The organism is Pseudomonas sp. NLJ1, from assembly GCF_049486705.1.
GTDB lineage: Bacteria > Pseudomonadota > Gammaproteobacteria > Pseudomonadales > Pseudomonadaceae > Aquipseudomonas > Aquipseudomonas inefficax.
In genome coordinates this window covers 3,319,107-3,339,669 of sequence record NZ_CP137735.1, presented here as the reverse complement: position 1 = coordinate 3,339,669, position 20,563 = coordinate 3,319,107, and the positions used below count along the sequence as shown (strand labels likewise).

Annotated in this window: 30 protein-coding genes; all 30 read right to left on the bottom strand. The window is 57.3% G+C overall.

Features of this window, described 5'->3' with window-relative positions:
- Positions 1-9: 9 nt before the first annotated feature.
- The 30 genes from rpsK to rpoC all read right to left on the bottom strand — a co-directional run bounded on the left by rpsK (position 10) and on the right by rpoC (position 20,509).
- Positions 10-399, bottom strand: coding sequence for a 30S ribosomal protein S11 (rpsK, locus tag R9B85_RS15050; RefSeq protein ID WP_003255454.1), 390 nt, complete (start codon positions 397-399; stop codon positions 10-12).
- 18 nt (positions 400-417) lie between these two features.
- On the bottom strand, positions 418-774 hold the full coding sequence (gene rpsM / locus R9B85_RS15045) for a 30S ribosomal protein S13 (protein WP_003257112.1): 357 nt from the start codon (positions 772-774) through the stop codon (positions 418-420).
- Between the two features lie 131 nt (positions 775-905).
- Positions 906-1,022: a 50S ribosomal protein L36 gene (gene rpmJ, locus R9B85_RS15040; protein WP_002555468.1), complete on the bottom strand. Its 117-nt coding sequence runs from the start codon at positions 1,020-1,022 to the stop codon at positions 906-908.
- Positions 1,023-1,050: 28 nt separating this feature from the next.
- Positions 1,051-2,382, bottom strand: a complete 1,332-nt coding sequence (gene secY / locus R9B85_RS15035; protein WP_003257108.1) for a preprotein translocase subunit SecY — start codon at positions 2,380-2,382, stop codon at positions 1,051-1,053.
- Complete coding sequence (gene rplO, locus R9B85_RS15030) at positions 2,383-2,817, bottom strand: 50S ribosomal protein L15 (RefSeq protein ID WP_003257107.1); 435 nt, start codon at positions 2,815-2,817, stop codon at positions 2,383-2,385.
- Between the two features lie 3 nt (positions 2,818-2,820).
- Positions 2,821-2,997 carry a 50S ribosomal protein L30 gene (gene rpmD, locus R9B85_RS15025; protein WP_003255463.1) on the bottom strand — a complete coding sequence of 59 codons (177 nt, stop codon included), beginning with the start codon at positions 2,995-2,997 and terminating at the stop codon, positions 2,821-2,823.
- A gap of 2 nt (positions 2,998-2,999) precedes the next feature.
- The gene (gene rpsE / locus R9B85_RS15020; protein ID WP_003255465.1) at positions 3,000-3,500 is read right to left on the bottom strand and encodes a 30S ribosomal protein S5; all 501 of its coding nucleotides are present in this window, start codon (positions 3,498-3,500) and stop codon (positions 3,000-3,002) included.
- Between the two features lie 3 nt (positions 3,501-3,503).
- Positions 3,504-3,854 (bottom strand): 50S ribosomal protein L18, encoded by a 351-nt coding sequence (rplR, locus tag R9B85_RS15015; RefSeq protein WP_009681973.1) that lies wholly within the window; start codon positions 3,852-3,854, stop codon positions 3,504-3,506.
- Positions 3,855-3,864: 10 nt separating this feature from the next.
- Positions 3,865-4,398, bottom strand: a complete 534-nt coding sequence (rplF, locus tag R9B85_RS15010; RefSeq protein WP_009681972.1) for a 50S ribosomal protein L6 — start codon at positions 4,396-4,398, stop codon at positions 3,865-3,867.
- Positions 4,399-4,410: 12 nt separating this feature from the next.
- Entirely contained in the window at positions 4,411-4,803 is a 393-nt protein-coding gene (gene rpsH, locus R9B85_RS15005) for a 30S ribosomal protein S8 (RefSeq protein WP_009681971.1), read from the bottom strand.
- A 209-nt stretch (positions 4,804-5,012) separates the two neighbouring features.
- On the bottom strand, positions 5,013-5,318 hold the full coding sequence (gene rpsN, locus R9B85_RS15000) for a 30S ribosomal protein S14 (protein ID WP_110637824.1): 306 nt from the start codon (positions 5,316-5,318) through the stop codon (positions 5,013-5,015).
- A 13-nt stretch (positions 5,319-5,331) separates the two neighbouring features.
- Positions 5,332-5,871 carry a 50S ribosomal protein L5 gene (rplE, locus tag R9B85_RS14995; RefSeq protein WP_003255474.1) on the bottom strand — a complete coding sequence of 180 codons (540 nt, stop codon included), beginning with the start codon at positions 5,869-5,871 and terminating at the stop codon, positions 5,332-5,334.
- Positions 5,872-5,891: 20 nt separating this feature from the next.
- Positions 5,892-6,206: a 50S ribosomal protein L24 gene (rplX, locus tag R9B85_RS14990; protein ID WP_016715319.1), complete on the bottom strand. Its 315-nt coding sequence runs from the start codon at positions 6,204-6,206 to the stop codon at positions 5,892-5,894.
- A gap of 11 nt (positions 6,207-6,217) precedes the next feature.
- A complete protein-coding gene (gene rplN, locus R9B85_RS14985; RefSeq protein ID WP_002555479.1) occupies positions 6,218-6,586 on the bottom strand; it encodes a 50S ribosomal protein L14 in 369 nt (122 codons plus the stop codon).
- A gap of 23 nt (positions 6,587-6,609) precedes the next feature.
- Entirely contained in the window at positions 6,610-6,876 is a 267-nt protein-coding gene (rpsQ, locus tag R9B85_RS14980) for a 30S ribosomal protein S17 (protein WP_008089812.1), read from the bottom strand.
- Positions 6,877-6,878: 2 nt separating this feature from the next.
- Positions 6,879-7,070, bottom strand: coding sequence for a 50S ribosomal protein L29 (gene rpmC / locus R9B85_RS14975; protein WP_002555481.1), 192 nt, complete (start codon positions 7,068-7,070; stop codon positions 6,879-6,881).
- The gene (gene rplP, locus R9B85_RS14970; RefSeq protein ID WP_003255479.1) at positions 7,070-7,483 is read right to left on the bottom strand and encodes a 50S ribosomal protein L16; all 414 of its coding nucleotides are present in this window, start codon (positions 7,481-7,483) and stop codon (positions 7,070-7,072) included. Before rplP ends, rpmC begins: the two co-directional genes overlap by 1 nt.
- Positions 7,484-7,495: 12 nt before the next feature.
- On the bottom strand, positions 7,496-8,182 hold the full coding sequence (gene rpsC / locus R9B85_RS14965; RefSeq protein WP_003255481.1) for a 30S ribosomal protein S3: 687 nt from the start codon (positions 8,180-8,182) through the stop codon (positions 7,496-7,498).
- 13 nt (positions 8,183-8,195) lie between these two features.
- Positions 8,196-8,528 carry a 50S ribosomal protein L22 gene (gene rplV, locus R9B85_RS14960; RefSeq protein ID WP_003103908.1) on the bottom strand — a complete coding sequence of 111 codons (333 nt, stop codon included), beginning with the start codon at positions 8,526-8,528 and terminating at the stop codon, positions 8,196-8,198.
- Positions 8,529-8,539: 11 nt separating this feature from the next.
- On the bottom strand, positions 8,540-8,815 hold the full coding sequence (gene rpsS / locus R9B85_RS14955) for a 30S ribosomal protein S19 (RefSeq protein WP_003255482.1): 276 nt from the start codon (positions 8,813-8,815) through the stop codon (positions 8,540-8,542).
- A 16-nt stretch (positions 8,816-8,831) separates the two neighbouring features.
- Entirely contained in the window at positions 8,832-9,656 is an 825-nt protein-coding gene (gene rplB / locus R9B85_RS14950; protein ID WP_003255483.1) for a 50S ribosomal protein L2, read from the bottom strand.
- 14 nt (positions 9,657-9,670) lie between these two features.
- A complete protein-coding gene (gene rplW, locus R9B85_RS14945; RefSeq protein WP_003255484.1) occupies positions 9,671-9,970 on the bottom strand; it encodes a 50S ribosomal protein L23 in 300 nt (99 codons plus the stop codon).
- A complete protein-coding gene (gene rplD / locus R9B85_RS14940) occupies positions 9,967-10,569 on the bottom strand; it encodes a 50S ribosomal protein L4 (protein ID WP_008089819.1) in 603 nt (200 codons plus the stop codon). The genes rplW and rplD overlap by 4 nt, the downstream gene beginning before the upstream one ends.
- Positions 10,570-10,581: 12 nt before the next feature.
- On the bottom strand, positions 10,582-11,217 hold the full coding sequence (gene rplC / locus R9B85_RS14935; protein ID WP_003257089.1) for a 50S ribosomal protein L3: 636 nt from the start codon (positions 11,215-11,217) through the stop codon (positions 10,582-10,584).
- Positions 11,218-11,297: 80 nt separating this feature from the next.
- Positions 11,298-11,609, bottom strand: a complete 312-nt coding sequence (gene rpsJ / locus R9B85_RS14930; protein ID WP_003186070.1) for a 30S ribosomal protein S10 — start codon at positions 11,607-11,609, stop codon at positions 11,298-11,300.
- A gap of 141 nt (positions 11,610-11,750) precedes the next feature.
- Positions 11,751-12,944, bottom strand: coding sequence for an elongation factor Tu (gene tuf, locus R9B85_RS14925; RefSeq protein WP_013970626.1), 1,194 nt, complete (start codon positions 12,942-12,944; stop codon positions 11,751-11,753).
- Between the two features lie 27 nt (positions 12,945-12,971).
- Positions 12,972-15,119, bottom strand: a complete 2,148-nt coding sequence (gene fusA, locus R9B85_RS14920; RefSeq protein WP_112249305.1) for an elongation factor G — start codon at positions 15,117-15,119, stop codon at positions 12,972-12,974.
- Between the two features lie 30 nt (positions 15,120-15,149).
- Complete coding sequence (rpsG, locus tag R9B85_RS14915; protein WP_003246741.1) at positions 15,150-15,620, bottom strand: 30S ribosomal protein S7; 471 nt, start codon at positions 15,618-15,620, stop codon at positions 15,150-15,152.
- 106 nt (positions 15,621-15,726) lie between these two features.
- Positions 15,727-16,098 (bottom strand): 30S ribosomal protein S12, encoded by a 372-nt coding sequence (gene rpsL, locus R9B85_RS14910; RefSeq protein WP_003255492.1) that lies wholly within the window; start codon positions 16,096-16,098, stop codon positions 15,727-15,729.
- A 211-nt stretch (positions 16,099-16,309) separates the two neighbouring features.
- Positions 16,310-20,509: a DNA-directed RNA polymerase subunit beta' gene (gene rpoC, locus R9B85_RS14905; protein WP_112249306.1), complete on the bottom strand. Its 4,200-nt coding sequence runs from the start codon at positions 20,507-20,509 to the stop codon at positions 16,310-16,312.
- Positions 20,510-20,563 lie beyond the last annotated feature (54 nt).

The following is a 20,563-nucleotide window of genomic DNA, read 5'->3' as shown; positions in this document are numbered from 1 at the left end:
GTCTCCTGATTACACGCGACGCTTCTTCGGCGGACGGCACCCGTTATGCGGGATTGGCGTCACGTCGGTGATGCTGGCGATCTTGTAGCCGCAGCTGTTCAGTGCACGAACGGCGGACTCACGACCTGGACCTGGACCCTTGACGTTAACGTCGAGGTTCTTCAGACCGTATTCCAGCGCAGCTTGACCAGCACGCTCAGCAGCGATCTGGGCTGCGAACGGGGTGGATTTGCGCGAACCACGGAAACCCGAACCACCGGAGGTCGCCCAGGACAAAGCGTTGCCCTGACGGTCGGTGATGGTCACGATGGTGTTGTTGAAAGAGGCATGGATGTGGGCGATGCCATCAACCACTGTCTTTTTGACTTTCTTACGAGGACGAGCAGCAGGTTTTGCCATGTCTATATTCCTGGGCGATTACTTGCGGATCGGCTTACGCGGGCCCTTACGGGTGCGTGCGTTGGTCTTGGTGCGCTGACCGCGAACCGGCAGACCTTTACGATGACGCAGGCCGCGGTAGCAACCCAGGTCCATCAAGCGCTTGATCTTCATGTTGATGTCACGACGCAGGTCACCTTCGGTGGTGAACTTCGCGACTTCGCCACGCAGGGTTTCGATTTGCTCGTCGCTCAGATCCTTGATCTTAGCGGCTGGGTTTACACCAGCGTCTGCACAGATCTTCTGTGCAGTAGTGCGACCGACACCATAGATGTAGGTCAGCGAGATAACAGCATGCTTGTTATCTGGAATGTTGACGCCTGCAATACGGGCCATTCAGTGGGACTCCAATTGACAGCTACCTACGCCCCGGAAGCCAAGAAATAGGGCGCGAGATAATATCGCTGTAGAAACGAATAATCAACCCAGCAGCACACTAGCTGCTGGGTTTGAAGCGCAGATCACACTCAGCCTTGGCGCTGTTTGTGACGCGGTTCCGCGCTGCAGATCACTCGTACGACGCCTTCGCGACGGATGATCTTGCAGTTACGGCACAGCTTTTTCACCGATGCACGAACTTTCATTACCGACTCCTCGAACCTTAGGGGCGTATCAGCGCAGCAGACCGCTGCCACCGTAGCCTTTCAGGTTGGCTTTCTTCATCAGGGATTCGTACTGGTGCGAAACGAGGTGCGATTGTACTTGGGACATGAAGTCCATCACAACCACTACCACAATCAGCAACGAGGTCCCGCCAAGGTAGAACGGCACATTTGCTGCCACCACCAGGAACTGGGGCAGAAGGCAGACGGCCATCATGTAAAGAGCACCGAACATGGTCAGACGGGTCAGAACGCCATCAATGTAGCGCGCCGACTGCTCACCAGGACGGATACCCGGAATAAAGGCACCGGACTTCTTCAGGTTTTCCGCTACGTCTTTCGGGTTGAACATCAACGCTGTGTAGAAGAAGCAGAAGAAAATGATCCCTGCACTAAACAGCAGAATGTTCAACGGCTGACCAGGAGCGATCGACTGCGAGATGTCCTGCAGCCAGCCCATACCTTCGGACTGACCGAACCAGGCACCCAGCGAAGCCGGGAACAGCAGAATGCTGCTCGCGAAAATGGCCGGGATAACCCCCGCCATGTTCACCTTAAGCGGCAGGTGGCTGGTCTGCGCAGCGAAGACCTTGCGGCCCTGCTGACGCTTGGCGTAGTGAACGGCGATACGACGCTGACCACGCTCAATGAACACCACGAAACCGATAATCGCTACTGCCAGCAAACCGATAGCGACCAGGGCGAAAATGTTGATATCGCCTGTGCGCGCAGACTCGAAAGACTGCCCGATTGCTCTCGGAAGACCGGCAACGATACCTGCGAAGATCAACATCGAGATACCGTTGCCCACACCGCGCTCGGTGATCTGCTCGCCCAGCCACATCATGAACATCGCGCCCGCCACGAAGGTGGAGACGGCGACGACATGGAAGCCCAGCCCTACAGAAAACGCCACGCCCTGGTTGGCCAGGCCAATGGACATGCCAATGGCTTGAACCAGTGCCAGGATAACGGTGCCGTAGCGGGTGTACTGGCTGATCTTGCGACGGCCAGCTTCACCTTCCTTCTTCAACTGCTCCAGTTGCGGGCTGACCGCCGTCATCAGCTGCATGATGATCGATGCCGAGATGTACGGCATGATCCCCAGTGCAAAGATGCTCATGCGCTCGAGCGCGCCACCGGAAAACATGTTGAACAAGCTAAGAATGGTCCCCTCATTCTGCCGAAACAGATCCGCCAGACGGTCTGGATTGATGCCAGGAACCGGGATATGCGCACCTATCCGATAGACGATGATCGCCATGAACAGAAAGCGCAGACGAGCCCAGAGTTCCGACATCCCGCCCTTACCGAGCGAAGAGAGAGCACCTTGCTTAGCCATTTATTCCTCGAACTTGCCGCCAGCTGCTTCGATAGCCGCACGCGCACCCTTGGTGGCTGCGATACCCTTGATGGTGACTGCGCGAGTGACTTCGCCAGACAGCATGATTTTCACGCGCTGTACGTTCTGGCCGATCACGTTGGCATCCTTCAGGGATTGCACGGAGATCACGTCGCCTTCCACCTTGGCCAGCTCGGACAGACGCACTTCGGCGCGGTCCATGGCTTTCAGGGAAACGAAGCCGAACTTCGGCAGACGACGGTGCAGCGGCTGTTGACCGCCTTCGAAGCCAGGAGCGATCGAACCACCCGAACGGGAAGTCTGACCTTTGTGGCCACGGCCGCCGGTCTTGCCCAGACCGCTACCGATACCACGACCTGGACGATGCTTCTCGCGACGGGAACCCGGCGCTGGACTCAGATCATTGAGTTTCATCGATTAACCCTCGACCTTCAGCATGTAGTAAGCCTTGTTGATCATCCCGCGGTTCTCGGGAGTATCCTGGACTTCTACAGTGTGACCGATGCGACGCAGACCCAGGCCTTTAACGCACAGCTTGTGGTTAGGCAGACGGCCCGAGACGCTCTTGATCAGCGTTACTTTTACGGTTGCCATGATCAGAAGATCTCCTCGACGCTCTTGCCGCGCTTGGCAGCAATGGATTCAGGAGATTGCATGGCTTTCAGACCCTTGAAGGTGGCGTAAACCACGTTCACAGGGTTGGTCGAACCGTAGCACTTGGCCAGAACGTTCTGAACACCAGCAACTTCCAGGACAGCACGCATTGCGCCACCGGCGATGATACCGGTACCTTCCGAGGCAGGCTGCATGTAAACCTTCGAGGCGCCGTGGGCGGCCTTGGTGGCGTACTGCAGGGTGGTGCCCTTCAGGTCAACCTGGATCATGTTGCGGCGAGCAGCTTCCATGGCTTTCTGGATCGCGGCAGGTACTTCGCGCGACTTGCCACGGCCGAAGCCAACACGACCTTTACCATCACCTACCACGGTCAGCGCGGTGAAGGTGAAGATACGGCCGCCTTTTACGGTTTTGGCAACGCGGTTAACTTGAACCAGCTTCTCGATGTAGCCTTCGTCGCGCTTTTGATCGTTATTTGCCATAACTTAGAACTCCAGCCCGCCTTCACGAGCAGCATCAGCCAGCGCTTTGACGCGGCCATGGTACTTGAAGCCGGAACGGTCAAAGGCAACTTGAGATACACCGGCGGCTTTCGCACGCTCAGCTACCAGCTTGCCAACCTTAGTGGCCGCGTCGATGTTGCCAGTGGCGCCATCACGCAGTTCTTTGTCCAAGGTCGAGGCGCTTGCCAGAACCTTGCTGCCGTCGGCCGAAATGACCTGGGCATAGATGTGCTGCGAGGAGCGGAACACGCACAGGCGCACGACTTCGAGTTCGTGCATCTTGAGGCGTGCTTTGCGAGCGCGACGCAGTCGGATAACTTTTTTGTCGGTCATTTGCTAGGCCCTACTTCTTCTTGGCTTCTTTACGACGGACTACTTCGTCCGCGTAACGCACACCCTTGCCCTTGTAAGGCTCTGGCGGACGGAAGTCGCGGATTTCAGCGGCCACCTGACCCACCAGCTGCTTGTCGATACCCTTGATCAGGATGTCGGTCTGGCTTGGGGTTTCAGCGGTGATGCCGGCTGGCAGTTCGTAGTCCACTGGGTGCGAGAAGCCCAGGGCCAGGTTCAGGACGGTGCCCTTGGCCTGTGCCTTGTAACCAACACCGACCAGCTGGAGCTTGCGCTCGAAGCCTTGGCTTACGCCCTGGACCATGTTGTTCACCAGAGCACGGGTAGTACCGGCCATGGCGCGAGCTTGCTGGTCACCGTTGCGAGCGACGAAACGCAGCTCGCCAGATTCTTCGGTAACTTCAACAGACGAGTGAACGTTCAGTTCGAGAGTGCCTTTGGCACCCTTCACCGAAAGCTGCTGGCCGGCGAATTTGACTTCGACGCCTGCTGGCAGCTTAACGGGGTTCTTAGCGACGCGAGACATGCCTATCTCCCCTTAGAACACTGTGCACAGAACTTCGCCGCCGACACCGGCAGCGCGCGCAGCGCGATCAGTCATCACACCTTTGTTGGTGGAGACGATAGACACGCCCAGGCCGCCACGTACTTTCGGCAGTTCTGCGACGGACTTGTACTGGCGCAGGCCTGGACGGCTGGAGCGCTTCAGTTCCTCGATGACCGGACGGCCTTCGAAGTACTTCAGTTCGATCGACAGGGAAGGCTTGGCCTCACCAGTAACCTGGTAGCCAGCGATGTAACCTTCGTCTTTCAGAACTTTGGCAACCGCGACCTTCAGGGTGGAGGAAGGCATGCTTACGACGGACTTTTCAGCCATCTGGGCATTACGGATGCGAGTTAGCATGTCCGCTAACGGGTCCTGCATACTCATGGGCTAGATGCTCCTGATACAAGAATTATTAGCCTTGCGGCTATCACAACCACCTGAGCGGACAGGGCAAAAAACCCAGGCTCAGGTGAGCCGGTCATTCTAGACACAAGGTAGAAACGAAACAAGCCCCATATAGGGGCTTGTTTGTTGGCGAGGTCACCGGCGGTCGGAAGATTGCTCCCCTTCCGCCGGGATCCAGCCTGCAGTGATTACCAGGAGGCCTTGACCAGACCTGGTACGTCACCGCGCATTGCAGCTTGACGCAGCATGTTACGGCCCAGGCCGAACTTACGGTATACACCGTGAGGACGACCGGTCAGGCGGCAACGGTTGCGCAGGCGCGAGGCGCTAGCGTCACGTGGCTGCTTCTGCAGAGCGACAACGGCAGCGAAACGCTCTTCTGGAGAGGCGTTCTGGTTGACGATGGTCGCTTTCAGCTCAGCACGCTTCTTAGCGAACTTGGCTACCGTGAGCTGACGCTTCAGCTCGCGGTTCTTCATGCTCTTCTTGGCCATTTTCCTACTCCAATCAGTTGCGGAACGGGAACTTGAAAGCACGCAGCAGAGCGCGGCCTTCGTCGTCCGAACGAGCAGTGGTGGTCAGGGTGATGTCCAAACCGCGCAGAGCATCGATCTTGTCGTAGTCGATTTCCGGGAAGATGATCTGCTCTTTCACGCCCATGCTGTAGTTGCCACGACCATCGAAGGACTTGGCATTCAGGCCGCGGAAGTCGCGAACCCGAGGCAGGGAGATCGCCAGCAGGCGGTCCAGGAATTCGTACATCTTGTCGCTACGCAGGGTCACCTTGACGCCGATCGGCCAGCCTTCGCGGACTTTGAAGCCAGCGATGGATTTGCGAGCGAAAGTCACGACCGGCTTTTGACCGGTGATCTTTTCCAGGTCAGCTACTGCGTGCTCGATGACTTTCTTGTCGCCGATCGCTTCGCCCAGACCCATGTTCAGGGTGATCTTGGTAACGCGAGGAACTTCCATCACGTTCGACAGCTTAAGTTCTTCCTTAAGCTTAGGAGCGATTTCGTTCCGGTAAATCTCTTTCAGTCGTGCCATGGTCTTCTACCTAGCAGTGTTCAAGCATCAACCGCTTTTTGGGTCGACTTGAAGACACGAATTTTCTTACCGTCTTCTACTTTGAAACCAACGCGGTCAGCCTTGTTGGTTTCGCCGTTGAAGATGGCAACGTTGGAAGCGTGCAGAGGCGCTTCTTTCTCGACGATACCGCCCTGAACGCCCGCCATCGGGTTAGGCTTGGTATGACGCTTGACCAGGTTCACACCACCAACGACCAGACGGTCATCAGCCAGAACCTTCAGCACCTTACCGCGCTTACCTTTGTCTTTGCCGGCGATCACGATGATCTCGTCGTCACGACGAATCTTTTGCATGTCGGATCTCCTTACAGCACTTCAGGGGCGAGCGAGACGATCTTCATGAACTTCTCGGTACGAAGTTCACGGGTCACTGGCCCGAAGATGCGAGTGCCGATCGGCTCTTGCTTGTTGTTCAGCAGAACAGCAGCGTTGCCGTCGAAACGAATGATGGAACCGTCAGCGCGACGTACACCGTGACGGGTACGGACGACAACAGCGGTCATCACCTGGCCTTTCTTGACCTTACCGCGCGGAATTGCTTCCTTGACGGTTACTTTGATGATGTCACCGATGCCGGCGTAACGGCGGTGCGAACCGCCGAGAACCTTGATGCACATGACGCGACGAGCGCCGCTGTTATCGGCCACATCGAGCATGGATTGAGTCTGAATCATAAAATTTCTCCGACCCCTAGCCCTTAGACTTCAACAGCGCGTTCGAGGACTTCAACCAGTGCCCAGGACTTGGTCTTGGCCAGCGGACGGGTTTCACGGATGGAAACCTTGTCGCCGATCTTGCACTGGTTGGATTCGTCGTGCGCGTGCAGCTTAGTCGAACGCTTAACGTATTTACCGTAGATCGGGTGCTTTACGCGACGCTCGATCAGAACGGTGATGGTCTTGTCCATTTTGTCGCTGACGACACGGCCAGTCAGCGTACGGACGGTTTTTTCAGCTTCAGCCATGATCACTTACCTGCCTGCTGGTTGAGCACAGTTTTCACGCGAGCGATGTCACGCTTAACTTGCGAGAGCAGGTGCGACTGCCCCAACTGGCCAGTTGCTTTCTGCATACGCAGATTGAACTGGTCGCGCAGCAAGCCGAGCAGTTGCTCATTCAGTTGCTGTGCAGATTTTTCACGAAGTTCATTCGCTTTCATCACATCACCGTCCGCTTAACAAAGGAGGTGGCGAGAGGCAGCTTTGCAGCAGCCAGGGCGAAAGCTTCGCGCGCCAGCTCTTCAGAAACACCTTCGATTTCATACAGGACTTTGCCTGGCTGAATCTGGGCAACCCAGTATTCCACGGAGCCCTTACCTTTACCCATACGAACCTCGAGAGGCTTCTTGGAGATCGGCTTGTCCGGGAACACACGGATCCAGATCTTACCGCCACGCTTGACGTGACGGGTCAGCGCACGACGTGCGGACTCGATCTGGCGAGCGGTGAGGCGACCGCGAGCAACAGCTTTCAGGGCGAATTCGCCGAAGCTGACTTTGCTACCGCGCAGTGCCAGACCACGGTTGTGGCCAGTCATCTGCTTGCGGAATTTTGTACGCTTTGGTTGCAACATTTGGCGTACCCCTTACTTAGCAGCTTTTTTACGAGGCGCTGGTGCTTGTGGTTTCAGTTCTTCTTGGCGACCACCAATAACTTCGCCTTTGAAGATCCAAACCTTCACACCGATCACACCGTAGGTGGTGTGAGCTTCGTAGGTGTTGTAGTCGATATCGGCACGCAGGGTGTGCAGAGGCACACGACCTTCGCGATACCACTCGGTACGAGCAATCTCAGCACCGCCGAGACGACCGCTCACCTGGATCTTGATGCCCTTGGCACCAATACGCATGGCGTTCTGTACGGCGCGCTTCATGGCGCGACGGAACATTACGCGGCGTTCCAGCTGCTGAGCTACGCTCTGCGCAACCAGCATAGCGTCGAGTTCCGGCTTGCGGATCTCTTCGATGTTGATGTGCACAGGCACACCCATCTGCTTGGTCAGGTCCTGACGCAGCTTCTCGACATCTTCACCTTTCTTACCGATAACGATACCGGGACGAGCGGTGTGGATGGTGATGCGTGCAGTTTGAGCCGGACGATGAATATCGATACGGCTTACGGACGCGCTTTTTAGTTTGTCTTGGAGGTACTCACGCGTTTTCAGATCCTTCAACAGGTAATCTGCGTAAGTAGCACCGTCTGCGTACCAGACGGAGGTGTGCTCCTTGACGATTCCCAGGCGAATGCCAGTGGGATGTACTTTCTGACCCATCTGATCGACTCCGTTACTTGTCCGCAACCTTGACAGTGATATGGCAAGACCGCTTGACGATGCGATCAGCACGGCCTTTGGCACGTGGCATGATGCGCTTCAGCGAACGCCCTTCGTTGACGAAGACGGTGGAGACCTTCAGGTCATCAACGTCTGCGCCTTCGTTGTGTTCGGCGTTGGCAACGGCCGACTCGAGGACTTTCTTCATGATTTCAGCGGCTTTTTTGCTGCTGAAGGCCAACAGGTTGAGCGCTTCGCCCACCTTCTTCCCGCGGATCTGGTCGGCGACCAAGCGGGCTTTCTGGGCGGAGATGCGAGCGCCCGACAACTTAGCGGCTACTTCCATTTCCTTACCCCTTAACGCTTGGCTTTCTTGTCAGCCACGTGCCCGCGGTAGGTGCGGGTACCGGCGAACTCGCCCAGTTTGTGGCCGACCATGTCTTCGTTCACCAGAACTGGGACATGTTGACGACCGTTGTGTACCGCGATGGTCAGACCGACCATTTGTGGCAGGATCATCGAACGGCGCGACCAGGTTTTAACTGGCTTGCGATCGTTCTTCTCCACCGCCACTTCGACCTTCTTCAGCAGGTGAAGATCGATAAAAGGACCTTTTTTCAGAGAACGTGGCACTGTCGTATCCCTCTAGTTACTTGCGACGACGGACGATCATGTTGTCGGTACGCTTATTACCACGGGTTTTAGCACCCTTGGTTGGGAAGCCCCATGGCGATACCGGATGACGACCACCGGAGGTACGACCTTCACCACCACCGTGTGGGTGGTCAACCGGGTTCATGGCAACACCACGAACGGTTGGGCGAACGCCGCGCCAGCGTTTGGCACCAGCTTTACCCAGCGAACGCAGGCTGTGCTCGGAGTTCGAGACTTCGCCCAGGGTCGCACGGCACTCAGCCAGGACTTTACGCATTTCACCAGAGCGCAGACGCAGGGTCACGTAGACACCTTCGCGAGCGATCAGCTGAGCCGAAGCACCAGCGGAACGAGCGATCTGAGCACCTTTACCCGGCTTCAGTTCGATGCCGTGAATGGTGCTACCTACTGGAATGTTGCGCAGCTGCAGGGAGTTACCGGCCTTGATTGGGGCCAGGGCACCTGCGATCAGCTGGTCGCCAGCGCTCACGCCTTTAGGGGCGATGATGTAGCGACGCTCACCGTCTGCGTAGCACAGCAGGGCGATGTGAGCAGTACGGTTCGGGTCGTATTCGATACGCTCGACAGTGGCTGGAATGCCATCTTTGTCGTTGCGACGGAAGTCGACCAGACGGTAATGCTGCTTGTGACCACCACCAACGTGACGAGTGGTAATGCGGCCATTGTTGTTACGACCACCAGACTTCGATTTTTTCTCGATCAGCGGTGCGTGAGGAGCGCCTTTGTGCAGCTCCTTGTTGACCACCTTGACCACGAAACGGCGGCCAGGGGAAGTCGGTTTGCATTTAACGATTGCCATGATGCACCCCTTCCTTACTCAGCACTGCTGCTGAAATCGAGATCTTGGCCTGGCTGAAGGGAGACGATCGCCTTCTTCCAGTCATTACGCTTGCCCAGACCACGTGCGGTACGCTTGGTTTTACCCAGGACGTTAACAGTCGACACGTTTTCAACTTTTACGTTGAACAGGCCTTCGACAGCTTTCTTGATTTCCAGCTTGGTTGCATCGGTAGCAACCTTGAATACGAACTGGCCTTTTTTCTCAGCCAGAACGGTAGCCTTCTCGGAAACGTGCGGGCCAAGGAGGACTTTGAATACGCGTTCCTGGTTCATCCCAGCAGCTCCTCGAATTTCTTCACGGCCGAGACAGTGATCAACACTTTCTCGTATGCGATCAGACTGACCGGGTCGGAACCTTGTACGTCACGTACATCGACGTGCGGCAGGTTGCGAGCAGCCAGGTACAGGTTCTGATCAACAGCGTCGGAAACGATCAGTACGTCGTTCAGACCCATGCCGTTCAGCTTGTTCAGCAGATCTTTGGTTTTCGGCGCTTCAACAGCGAAGTCCTGAACCACGACCAGACGGTCGCTACGCACCAGCTCAGCGAGGATGGAGCGCAGGGCTGCGCGGTACATCTTCTTGTTGAGCTTCTGCGAGTGATCTTGAGGGCGAGCTGCGAAGGTTACACCACCGCCACGCCAGATCGGACCACGAGTGGTACCAGCACGAGCACGGCCAGTACCCTTCTGACGCCATGGGCGCTTACCGCCACCAGCCACGTCGGAACGGGTCTTCTGCTGCTTGGTGCCCTGACGGCCGCCGGCCATGTAGGCCACGACTGCTTGGTGTACCAGCGTCTCGTTGAATTCGCCACCGAAAGTCAGTTCGGAAACTTCGATCGCCTGAGCGTCATTTACATTGAGTTGCATGTCAGTTTCCCCTTAACCGCGAGCCTTGACAGCTGGACGTACAACCACGTCGCCGCCAGTAGCGCCTGGAACGGCACCCTTGACCAGCAGCAGGTTGCGTTCAGCGTCTACGCGAACAACTTCCAGGGACTGAACAGTCACGCGCTCGGCGCCCATGTGACCGGACATTTTCTTGCCCTTGAACACACGACCAGGAGTCTGGCACTGGCCGATGGAACCTGGGACACGGTGCGACACGGAGTTACCGTGGGTGTTGTCCTGGCCACGGAAGTTCCAGCGCTTGATGGTACCGGCGAAGCCTTTACCTTTGGACTGACCAGTAACGTCTACCAGCTGGCCTGCAGTGAAGAGTTCAGCTTTGATCAGATCGCCAGCCTGGAAATCGCCTTCTTCAAGACGGAACTCCCAGACACCGCGACCAGCGGCAACGTTGGCCTTGGCGAAGTGACCTGCCTGAGCGGCAGTCACACGCGAAGCACGACGCTCGCCGACAGTGACTTGCACTGCACGGTAGCCATCGGTTTCTTCAGTTTTGAACTGGGTGACGCGATTCGGCTCGATCTCAATGACCGTGACCGGAATGGAGACACCTTCTTCGGTGAAAATGCGGGTCATACCGCACTTGCGACCGATTACACCAATAGTCATGTTGTAAACCTCATGAGTGTACGGGGCTTTCACCCGCTATGGCCGCCCATTTCAGAGCGTTACACGACTAGACCGAAGTCTTAGCCGAGGCTGATCTGTACTTCCACACCTGCCGCCAGATCAAGCTTCATCAGCGCGTCAACGGTTTTATCCGTTGGCTGGACGATGTCCAGAACACGCTTATGAGTGCGGATCTCGTACTGGTCGCGCGCGTCTTTGTTGACGTGCGGGGAAACCAGAACGGTGAAACGCTCTTTGCGGGTAGGCAGTGGAATTGGACCACGCACTTGTGCACCAGTACGTTTCGCGGTTTCCACGATTTCCTGGGTGGATTGGTCGATCAGGCGATGGTCGAAAGCCTTCAACCTGATACGGATTTGCTGATTTTGCATTGGATTTCAGACTCCAGGCTGTTCCCAACGGACGCACTACGCCCGCTAAAAGGAGGCGTGATTCTATAGACGCCCCCATTTAGTGTCAACCCAATAAAAAAAACCCCCGCTGAGCGGGGGTTTTTTCAATCGGTCGAGTGATTACTCGATGATTTTGGCTACGACGCCGGCGCCGACGGTACGACCGCCTTCACGGATAGCGAAGCGCAGACCGTCTTCCATTGCGATGGTCTTGATCAGGGTAACAGTCATCTGAATGTTGTCACCTGGCATTACCATTTCAACGCCTTCCGGCAGTTCGCAGTTACCGGTCACGTCAGTGGTACGGAAGTAGAACTGAGGACGGTAGCCTTTGAAGAACGGAGTGTGACGACCGCCTTCTTCCTTCGACAGAACGTAGACTTCTGCGGTGAACTTGGTGTGCGGCTTGACCGAACCTGGCTTGACCAGAACCTGGCCACGCTCAACGTCGTCACGCTTGGTACCACGCAGCAGAACGCCGCAGTTCTCGCCAGCACGGCCTTCGTCCAGCAGCTTGCGGAACATCTCAACACCGGTGCAGGTGGTGGTGGTGGTGTCACGCAGACCAACGATTTCCAGCGGATCCTGAACGCGGACGATACCACGCTCGATACGACCGGTAACAACGGTACCACGACCCGAGATCGAGAATACGTCTTCGATCGGCATCAGGAACGGCTGGTCAACGGCACGAACTGGCTCAGGGATGTAGGCATCCAGAGTTTCTACCAGCTTCTTGACAGCGGTAGTACCCATTTCGTTGTCGTCTTTGCCTTCCAGCGCCATACGAGCCGAACCGATGATGATCGGGGTGTCGTCGCCTGGGAAGTCGTAGGTGGACAGCAGGTCGCGAACTTCCATCTCGACCAGTTCCAGCAGCTCGGCGTCGTCTACCAGGTCAGCCTTGTTCAGGAAGACCACGATGTAAGGAACGCCTACCTGACGGGACAGCAGGATGTGCTCACGGGTTTGTGGCATCGGACCATCGGCGGCCGAGCAAACCAGGATCGCGCCGTCCATCTGGGCAGCACCGGTGATCATGTTCTTCACGTAGTCAGCGTGACCTGGGCAGTCAACGTGAGCGTAGTGACGAATGTTCGAGTTGTACTCGACGTGAGCGGTGTTGATGGTGATACCGCGCGCTTTTTCTTCCGGAGCCGAGTCGATCTTGTCGAACTCAACGACTGCCGAACCGAAAACTTCGGAGCAGACGCGAGTCAGAGCTGCGGTCAGAGTGGTCTTACCGTGGTCAACGTGGCCGATAGTGCCGACGTTAACGTGGGGAAGGGAACGATCAAATTTTTCTTTAGCCACGACAGTGAACCTCTTGCCTAAAGGGGATTAGCCTTGTTTTTTAACGAGTGCTTCGACGATGTTCGACGGAGCTTCGGCGTATTTGGAGAATTCCATGGAGTAGCTTGCGCGACCCTGAGACATGGAACGAACGTCGGTTGCGTAACCGAACATCTCTCCGAGCGGAACTTCAGCGCGGACGACGCGGCCAGAGACCGACTCATCCATACCCTGGACCAGACCACGACGACGGTTCAGGTCACCCATCACGTCACCCAGGTAGTCTTCCGGGGTTACAACTTCGACCTTCATGATCGGCTCGAGAACCACGCCACCGCCTTTCTGGGCCAGTTGCTTGGTTGCCATCGAAGCAGCGATCTTGAACGCCATTTCGTTGGAGTCGACGTCGTGGTACGAACCGTCGAATACCGCGGCCTTCAGGCCGATCAGAGGATAACCGGCAACAACGCCGTTTTTCATCTGCTCTTCGATACCCTTCTGGATCGCAGGGATGTATTCCTTAGGAATCACACCGCCAACGACTTCGTTGGAGAACACCAGACCTTCGGTGATGTTGCCCTTGTCGTCCTGATCCGGCTCCGAGAAACGGATCCAGCAGTGACCGAACTGACCACGACCGCCCGACTGACGAACGAACTTGCCTTCGATCTCGACGTTGGACTTGGTGATCTTCTCGCGGTACGAAACCTGCGGCTTGCCGATGTTGGCCTCGACGTTGAACTCGCGCTTCATGCGGTCAACGAGGATGTCCAGGTGCAGCTCACCCATACCGGAGATGATGGTCTGACCAGTTTCTTCGTCGGTCTTGACGCGGAACGACGGGTCTTCCTGAGCCAGCTTGCCCAGTGCGATACCCATCTTCTCCTGGTCGGCCTTGGTTTTCGGCTCTACGGAGAGCGAAATCACAGGCTCAGGGAAGTCCATACGCTCGAGGATGATCGGCTTGTCGGCGTTGCACAGGGTGTCACCGGTGGTGACGTCCTTCATGCCGATCAGAGCAGCGATGTCGCCTGCACGTACTTCCTTGATTTCTTCACGCTGGTTGGCGTGCATCTGCACCATACGACCAACGCGTTCTTTCTTGCCCTTGACCGAGTTGATGACGGAGTCACCGGAGGTCAGGAAGCCCGAGTAAACACGAACGAAGGTCAGAGTACCAACGAACGGGTCGGTGGCAATCTTGAACGCCAGGGCCGAGAACGGCTCGTTGTCGTCAGCGTGACGCTCGTCGAACTGCTCAGGCTTGACTTCGTCCTTCGGCACGTCGATCAGGTCAGGGTGGATACCCTTGATCGCCGGGATTTCGGTCGGAGCAGGCAGGAAGTCGATAACGGCGTCGAGAACCAGGGGAACGCCCTTGTTCTTGAACGACGAACCGCAGACAGCCGGAACGATCTCGCTGGCCAGGGTGCGCGCGCGCAGGCCTGCCTTGATCTCTTCGACGGTCAGCTCACCTTCTTCAAGGTACTTGTTCATCAGCTCTTCGTTGGCTTCGGCGGCGGCTTCAACCATGTTGTTGCGCCATTCGTTAGCCAGCTCGACCATATCCGCAGGAATTTCTTCCTCGCGGTAGGTAGTGCCCTTGTCGTCGTCGTTCCAGTAGATGGCTTTCATCTTGATCAGGTCGACCTGACCCTGGAAGTCGTCTTCTGCACCGATAGCCAGCTGGACCGGAACCGGGGTGTGACCCAGGCGGTTCTTGATCTGGCCGACAACGCGCAGGAAGTTGGCACCGGCACGGTCCATCTTGTTCACGTAGACAACACGTGGAACGCCGTACTTGTTGGCCTGACGCCATACGGTTTCGGACTGCGGCTCAACGCCGGAGGTGCCGCAGAACACAACGACCGCGCCGTCGAGTACACGCAGCGAACGCTCTACTTCAATGGTGAAGTCAACGTGGCCGGGGGTATCGATGACGTTTACGCGGTAGTTGTCGTACTGACCACGGGAACCTTTCCAGAAGGTGGTAACGGCAGCGGAGGTAATGGTGATACCGCGCTCCTGCTCCTGCACCATCCAGTCGGTGGTCGCGGCGCCGTCGTGCACCTCGCCCATCTTGTGGCTCAGACCTGTGTAGAACAGGATCCGCTCGGTAGTGGTAGTCTTGCCCGCGTCAACGTGGGCACAGATACCGATGTTACGGTAGCGGTTAATTGCTGTAGTACGAGCCATAAAGCCCTCGCAAAATAATTGATGCTTGAATTAGAAGCGGTAGTGCGAGAACGCTTTGTTGGCTTCGGCCATACGGTGCACGTCTTCACGCTTCTTGACTGCAGCACCCTTGCCTTCAGCAGCATCCAGCAGTTCGCCGGCCAGGCGCAGGGCCATCGACTTCTCGCCGCGCTTGCGGGCGTAGTCTACGAGCCAGCGCATTGCCAGAGCGTTACGACGGGATGGACGAACTTCAACCGGAACCTGGTAAGTGGCACCGCCGACACGGCGGGACTTTACTTCGACCAGCGGAGCGATGGCGTCGAGAGCTTTCTCGAAGATTTCCAGGGGGTCGCTGTTCTTGCGTGCTTTGACGGTATCCAGGGCACCGTAAACGATGCGCTCGGCTACGGCCTTCTTGCCGCTTTCCATCACGTGGTTCATGAACTTGGCGAGAATCTGGGATCCGTACTTCGGATCGTCAAGGATCTCACGTTTTGCTGCTACACGACGTCTTGGCATGATAAGCCCTCAAACGGTCTTCAGGTTAGCCCGGGACGTGGGTCTTCGACCCCTGCCCGACCTTACTCTTATCGACTCAAATAAATGGATGTCTGCAAACGACCGATTACTTCGGACGCTTGGTACCGTACTTCGAACGACCCTGGTTACGGCCTTTGACGCCCGAAGTATCCAGAGAGCCGCGAACGGTGTGGTAACGAACACCTGGCAAGTCTTTTACACGGCCGCCACGAATCAGGACGACGCTGTGCTCTTGCAGGTTGTGGCCTTCACCACCGATGTACGAGGAAACCTCGAAACCGTTGGTCAGACGCACACGGCATACTTTACGCAGTGCCGAGTTAGGTTTTTTCGGCGTGGTGGTGTACACGCGGGTGCACACGCCACGACGCTGCGGGCAGTTCTGCAGCGCAGGAACGTCGGACTTCTCGACCGAACGCTTACGCGGCTGACGTACCAGCTGGTTGATAGTTGCCATCTACTAGCTCCACTGATTGTCTTGCGACTCTATTGTCTTGCAAGAAAGCCAAAAATTGGCGAGACGGAGCCTCACCAAATTTAAGGGTACAAAAGTCTAAAGAGGATCTTGCACCCAGTCAAGACGAGGCCCCGGCCCTCCCCGCCCGATCATCGGCAACATTTCATGTCGTCGATGACCGTTCGAGGCTTGCCGGGGCCCTGCCCTGTACTTAGTTACCGCTGGAGTTCAGCGCTTCGGTCAGTGCGGCTTCCACCTCACTGGCGCTCACACGCAGCGGCTTGTCGGCATCACGGCGACGCTTGCGCTCGCTGTGGTAGGCCAGACCAGTACCGGCCGGGATCAGACGACCCACGACCACGTTCTCTTTCAGGCCGCGCAGGTAATCGCGCTTGCCGGTTACCGCCGCTTCGGTCAGTACGCGGGTGGTTTCCTGGAAGGAAGCCGCGGAGATGAACGACTCGGTCGACAGCGACGCCTTGGTGATACCCAGCAGCACGCGGGTGAACTTGGAGACGAACTTGTCCTCGGCGGCGAGACGCTCGTTCTCTACCAGTACCTGGGTCAGTTCCATCTGGTCGCCCTTGATGAAGCTGGAATCGCCCGACTCGGAGATCTCGACCTTGCGCAGCATCTGACGCAGGATGGTCTCGATGTGCTTGTCGTTGATCTTAACGCCTTGCAGACGGTAAACGTCCTGGATCTCGTTGACGATGTACTTCGCCAGCGCGCTCACACCCAGCAGACGCAGGATGTCGTGCGGATCGCTCGGGCCGTCGGAGATAACTTCGCCGCGGTTTACCTGTTCGCCTTCGAAGACGTTCAGGTGGCGCCACTTCGGAATCAGCTCTTCGTACGGATCGCTACCGTCGGTCGGAGTGATGACCAGACGACGCTTGCCCTTGGTCTCTTTACCGAACGCGATGGTGCCGCTGACTTCAGCCAGAATCGAGGCTTCTTTCGGACGGCGCGCTTCGAACAGGTCGGCAACGCGCGGCAGACCACCGGTGATGTCACGGGTCTTCGACGTTTCTTGCGGGATACGCGCGATAACGTCACCAACGCCGATCTGGGCACCGTCAGCCACACCGACAAGGGCGTTGGCCGGCAGGAAGTACTGGGCAGGTACGTCGGTACCTGGCAGATACAGATCCTTGCCAGAAGCATCGACCATCTTGATTGCCGGACGGATTTCCTTGCCAGCGGCAGGGCGATCCTTGACGTCCAGGACTTCGATGTTGGTCAAACCGGTCAGTTCGTCGGTCTGACGCTTGATGGTGATGTTTTCTTCCATGCCCACGAAGGTCACGGTACCTTTCAGCTCGGTAACGATCGGGTGGGTGTGCGGGTCCCACTTGGCGACGATGGCGCCAGCTTCGACCTTGTCACCTTCCTTGACCGAAATCACCGCACCGTAAGGCAGCTTGTAGCGCTCACGCTCACGACCGAACTCGTCGGCAATCGCCAACTCGCCCGAACGCGATACAGCAACCAGGTTGCCATCGGCACGCTCTACCTGCTTCAGGTTGTGCAGACGCACCATACCGCCGTTCTTCACCTGGACGCTGTCGGCAGCCGAGGTACGGCTTGCAGCACCACCGATGTGGAACGTACGCATGGTCAGCTGGGTACCCGGCTCACCGATCGACTGTGCAGCGATAACACCGACAGCTTCACCGATGTTCACCTGGTGACCGCGAGCCAGGTCACGACCGTAGCACTTGGCGCAGATACCGTAGCGGGTTTCGCAGTTGATCGGCGAACGCACGACTACTTCGTCGATGCTGTTCAGCTCGATGAACTCTACCCACTTCTCGTCGACCAAGGTGCCGGCCGGAACGATGACGTCCTCGGTGCCTGGCTTGAACACGTCACGGGCGATGACACGACCCAGTACACGCTCACCCAGCGGCTCTACAACATCGCCACCTTCGATGTGCGGGGTCATCAGCAGGCCCTGGTCGGTGCCGCAGTCGATCTCGGTAACCACCAGATCCTGGGCAACGTCTACCAGACGACGAGTCAGGTAACCGGAGTTAGCAGTCTTCAGTGCGGTATCCGCCAGACCCTTACGAGCACCGTGGGTCGAAATGAAGTACTGCAGAACGCTCAGGCCTTCACGGAAGTTCGCCGTGATCGGCGTCTCGATGATGGAGCCGTCCGGCTTGGCCATCAGGCCACGCATACCGGCCAGCTGACGGATCTGGGCTGCGGAACCCCGCGCACCGGAGTCAGCCATCATGTACATCGAGTTGAAGGACTCTTGCTCGACTTCCTTGCCTTCGCGGTCGATGACCTTCTCTTTCGAGAGGTTGGCCATCATCGCCTTGGACACTTCGTCGTTCGCCTTCGACCACAAGTCGATGACCTTGTTGTACTTCTCGCCCTGGGTTACGAGGCCGGAGGCGTACTGGCTCTCGATCTCCTTCACTTCGTCGGTAGCGGTACCGATGATGCGGGCTTTTTCATCCGGGATAACGAAGTCGTTAACACCGATGGAAACGCCGGAAATGGTCGAGTAAGCGAAACCGGTGTACATCAGCTGGTCAGCGAAGATCACGGTCTCTTTCAGACCAACCACGCGATAGCACTGGTTGATCAGCTTGGAGATCGCCTTCTTCTTCATAGGCTGGTTGACCACGTCGTACGGCAGACCTGCCGGTACAACCTGGAACAGCAGCGCACGGCCGACGGTGGTGTCGACGATACGGGTGTTCTTGACCACGGAACCATCACGCTCTTTCACGGTTTCGTTGATACGAACCTTGATTTTCGCGTGCAGGGCAGCCTCGCCGGCGCGGAATACGCGGTCGACTTCCTGCAGGTCGGCGAATACGCGACCTTCGCCCTTGGCATTGATGGCTTCACGGGTCATGTAGTACAGACCCAGTACCACGTCCTGCGACGGAACGATGATTGGCTCACCGTTGGCTGGCGACAAGATGTTGTTGGTCGACATCATCAGCGCGCGCGCTTCGAGCTGGGCTTCCAGGGTCAGCGGCACGTGAACGGCCATCTGGTCACCGTCGAAGTCGGCGTTGTACGCGGCGCAGACCAGTGGGTGCAGCTGGATGGCCTTACCTTCGATCAGAACCGGTTCAAAGGCCTGGATACCCAGACGGTGCAGGGTCGGTGCACGGTTGAGCAGCACGGGGTGTTCGCGGATCACCTCGGCGAGCACGTCCCACACCTCTGGCAGCTCGCGCTCGACCATCTTCTTGGCAGCCTTGATGGTGGTCGCCAGACCACGCATTTCCAGCTTGCCGAAAATGAACGGCTTGAACAGCTCGAGAGCCATTTTCTTCGGCAGACCGCACTGGTGCAGACGCAGGGTCGGGCCTACGGTAATTACCGAACGGCCGGAGTAGTCCACACGCTTACCGAGCAGGTTCTGACGGAAGCGACCTTGCTTACCTTTGATCATGTCGGCCAGGGACTTCAGCGGACGCTTGTTCGAGCCAGTGATGGCGCGACCGCGACGGCCGTTGTCCAGCAGGGCGTCGACCGCTTCCTGCAACATGCGCTTTTCGTTGCGCACGATGATGTCCGGCGCCGACAGATCCAGCAGGCGCTTCAGACGGTTGTTACGGTTGATCACCCGACGATACAGGTCGTTCAGGTCGGAGGTCGCGAAGCGGCCACCATCCAGCGGTACCAGCGGACGCAGGTCCGGCGGCAGCACTGGCAAGACGGTCAGGACCATCCACTCAGGCAGGTTGCCCGAGCCCTGGAAAGCTTCCATCAGCTTCAGGCGCTTGGACAGCTTCTTGATCTTGGTTTCCGAGTTGGTCTGCGGAATCTCTTCGCGCAGGCGACCGATCTCGTGCTCCAGGTCGATAGCGTGCAGCAGCTCGCGGACAGCTTCGGCACCCATGCGGGCGTCGAAGTCGTCACCGAACTCTTCCAGCGCTTCGAAGTACTGCTCGTCGTTCAGCAGCTGACCCTTTTCCAGAGTGGTCATGCCCGGGTCGATAACGACGTAGCTCTCGAAGTAGAGCACGCGCTCGATGTCACGCAGGGTCATGTCCATCAGCAGGCCGATACGGGACGGCAGCGACTTCAGGAACCAGATGTGGGCAACAGGCGAGGCCAGTTCGATGTGCGCCATGCGCTCACGACGAACTTTTGCCAAGGCAACTTCAACGCCGCACTTCTCGCAGATCACGCCGCGGTGCTTGAGGCGCTTGTACTTGCCGCACAGGCACTCGTAGTCCTTGACTGGGCCAAAGATCTTGGCGCAGAACAGGCCGTCACGCTCAGGTTTGAACGTACGGTAGTTGATGGTTTCCGGCTTCTTAACTTCACCGAACGACCACGAACGGATCATTTCAGGCGACGCCAGACCGATGCGGATGGCGTCGAACTCTTCGACTTGACCCTGGTTTTTCAGCAAATTCAGTAGGTCTTTCAAGGCCTTTCCTCCTGGCGGAGCAGGGAGCGGGCATTACCTGCCCCACTCCCCTTC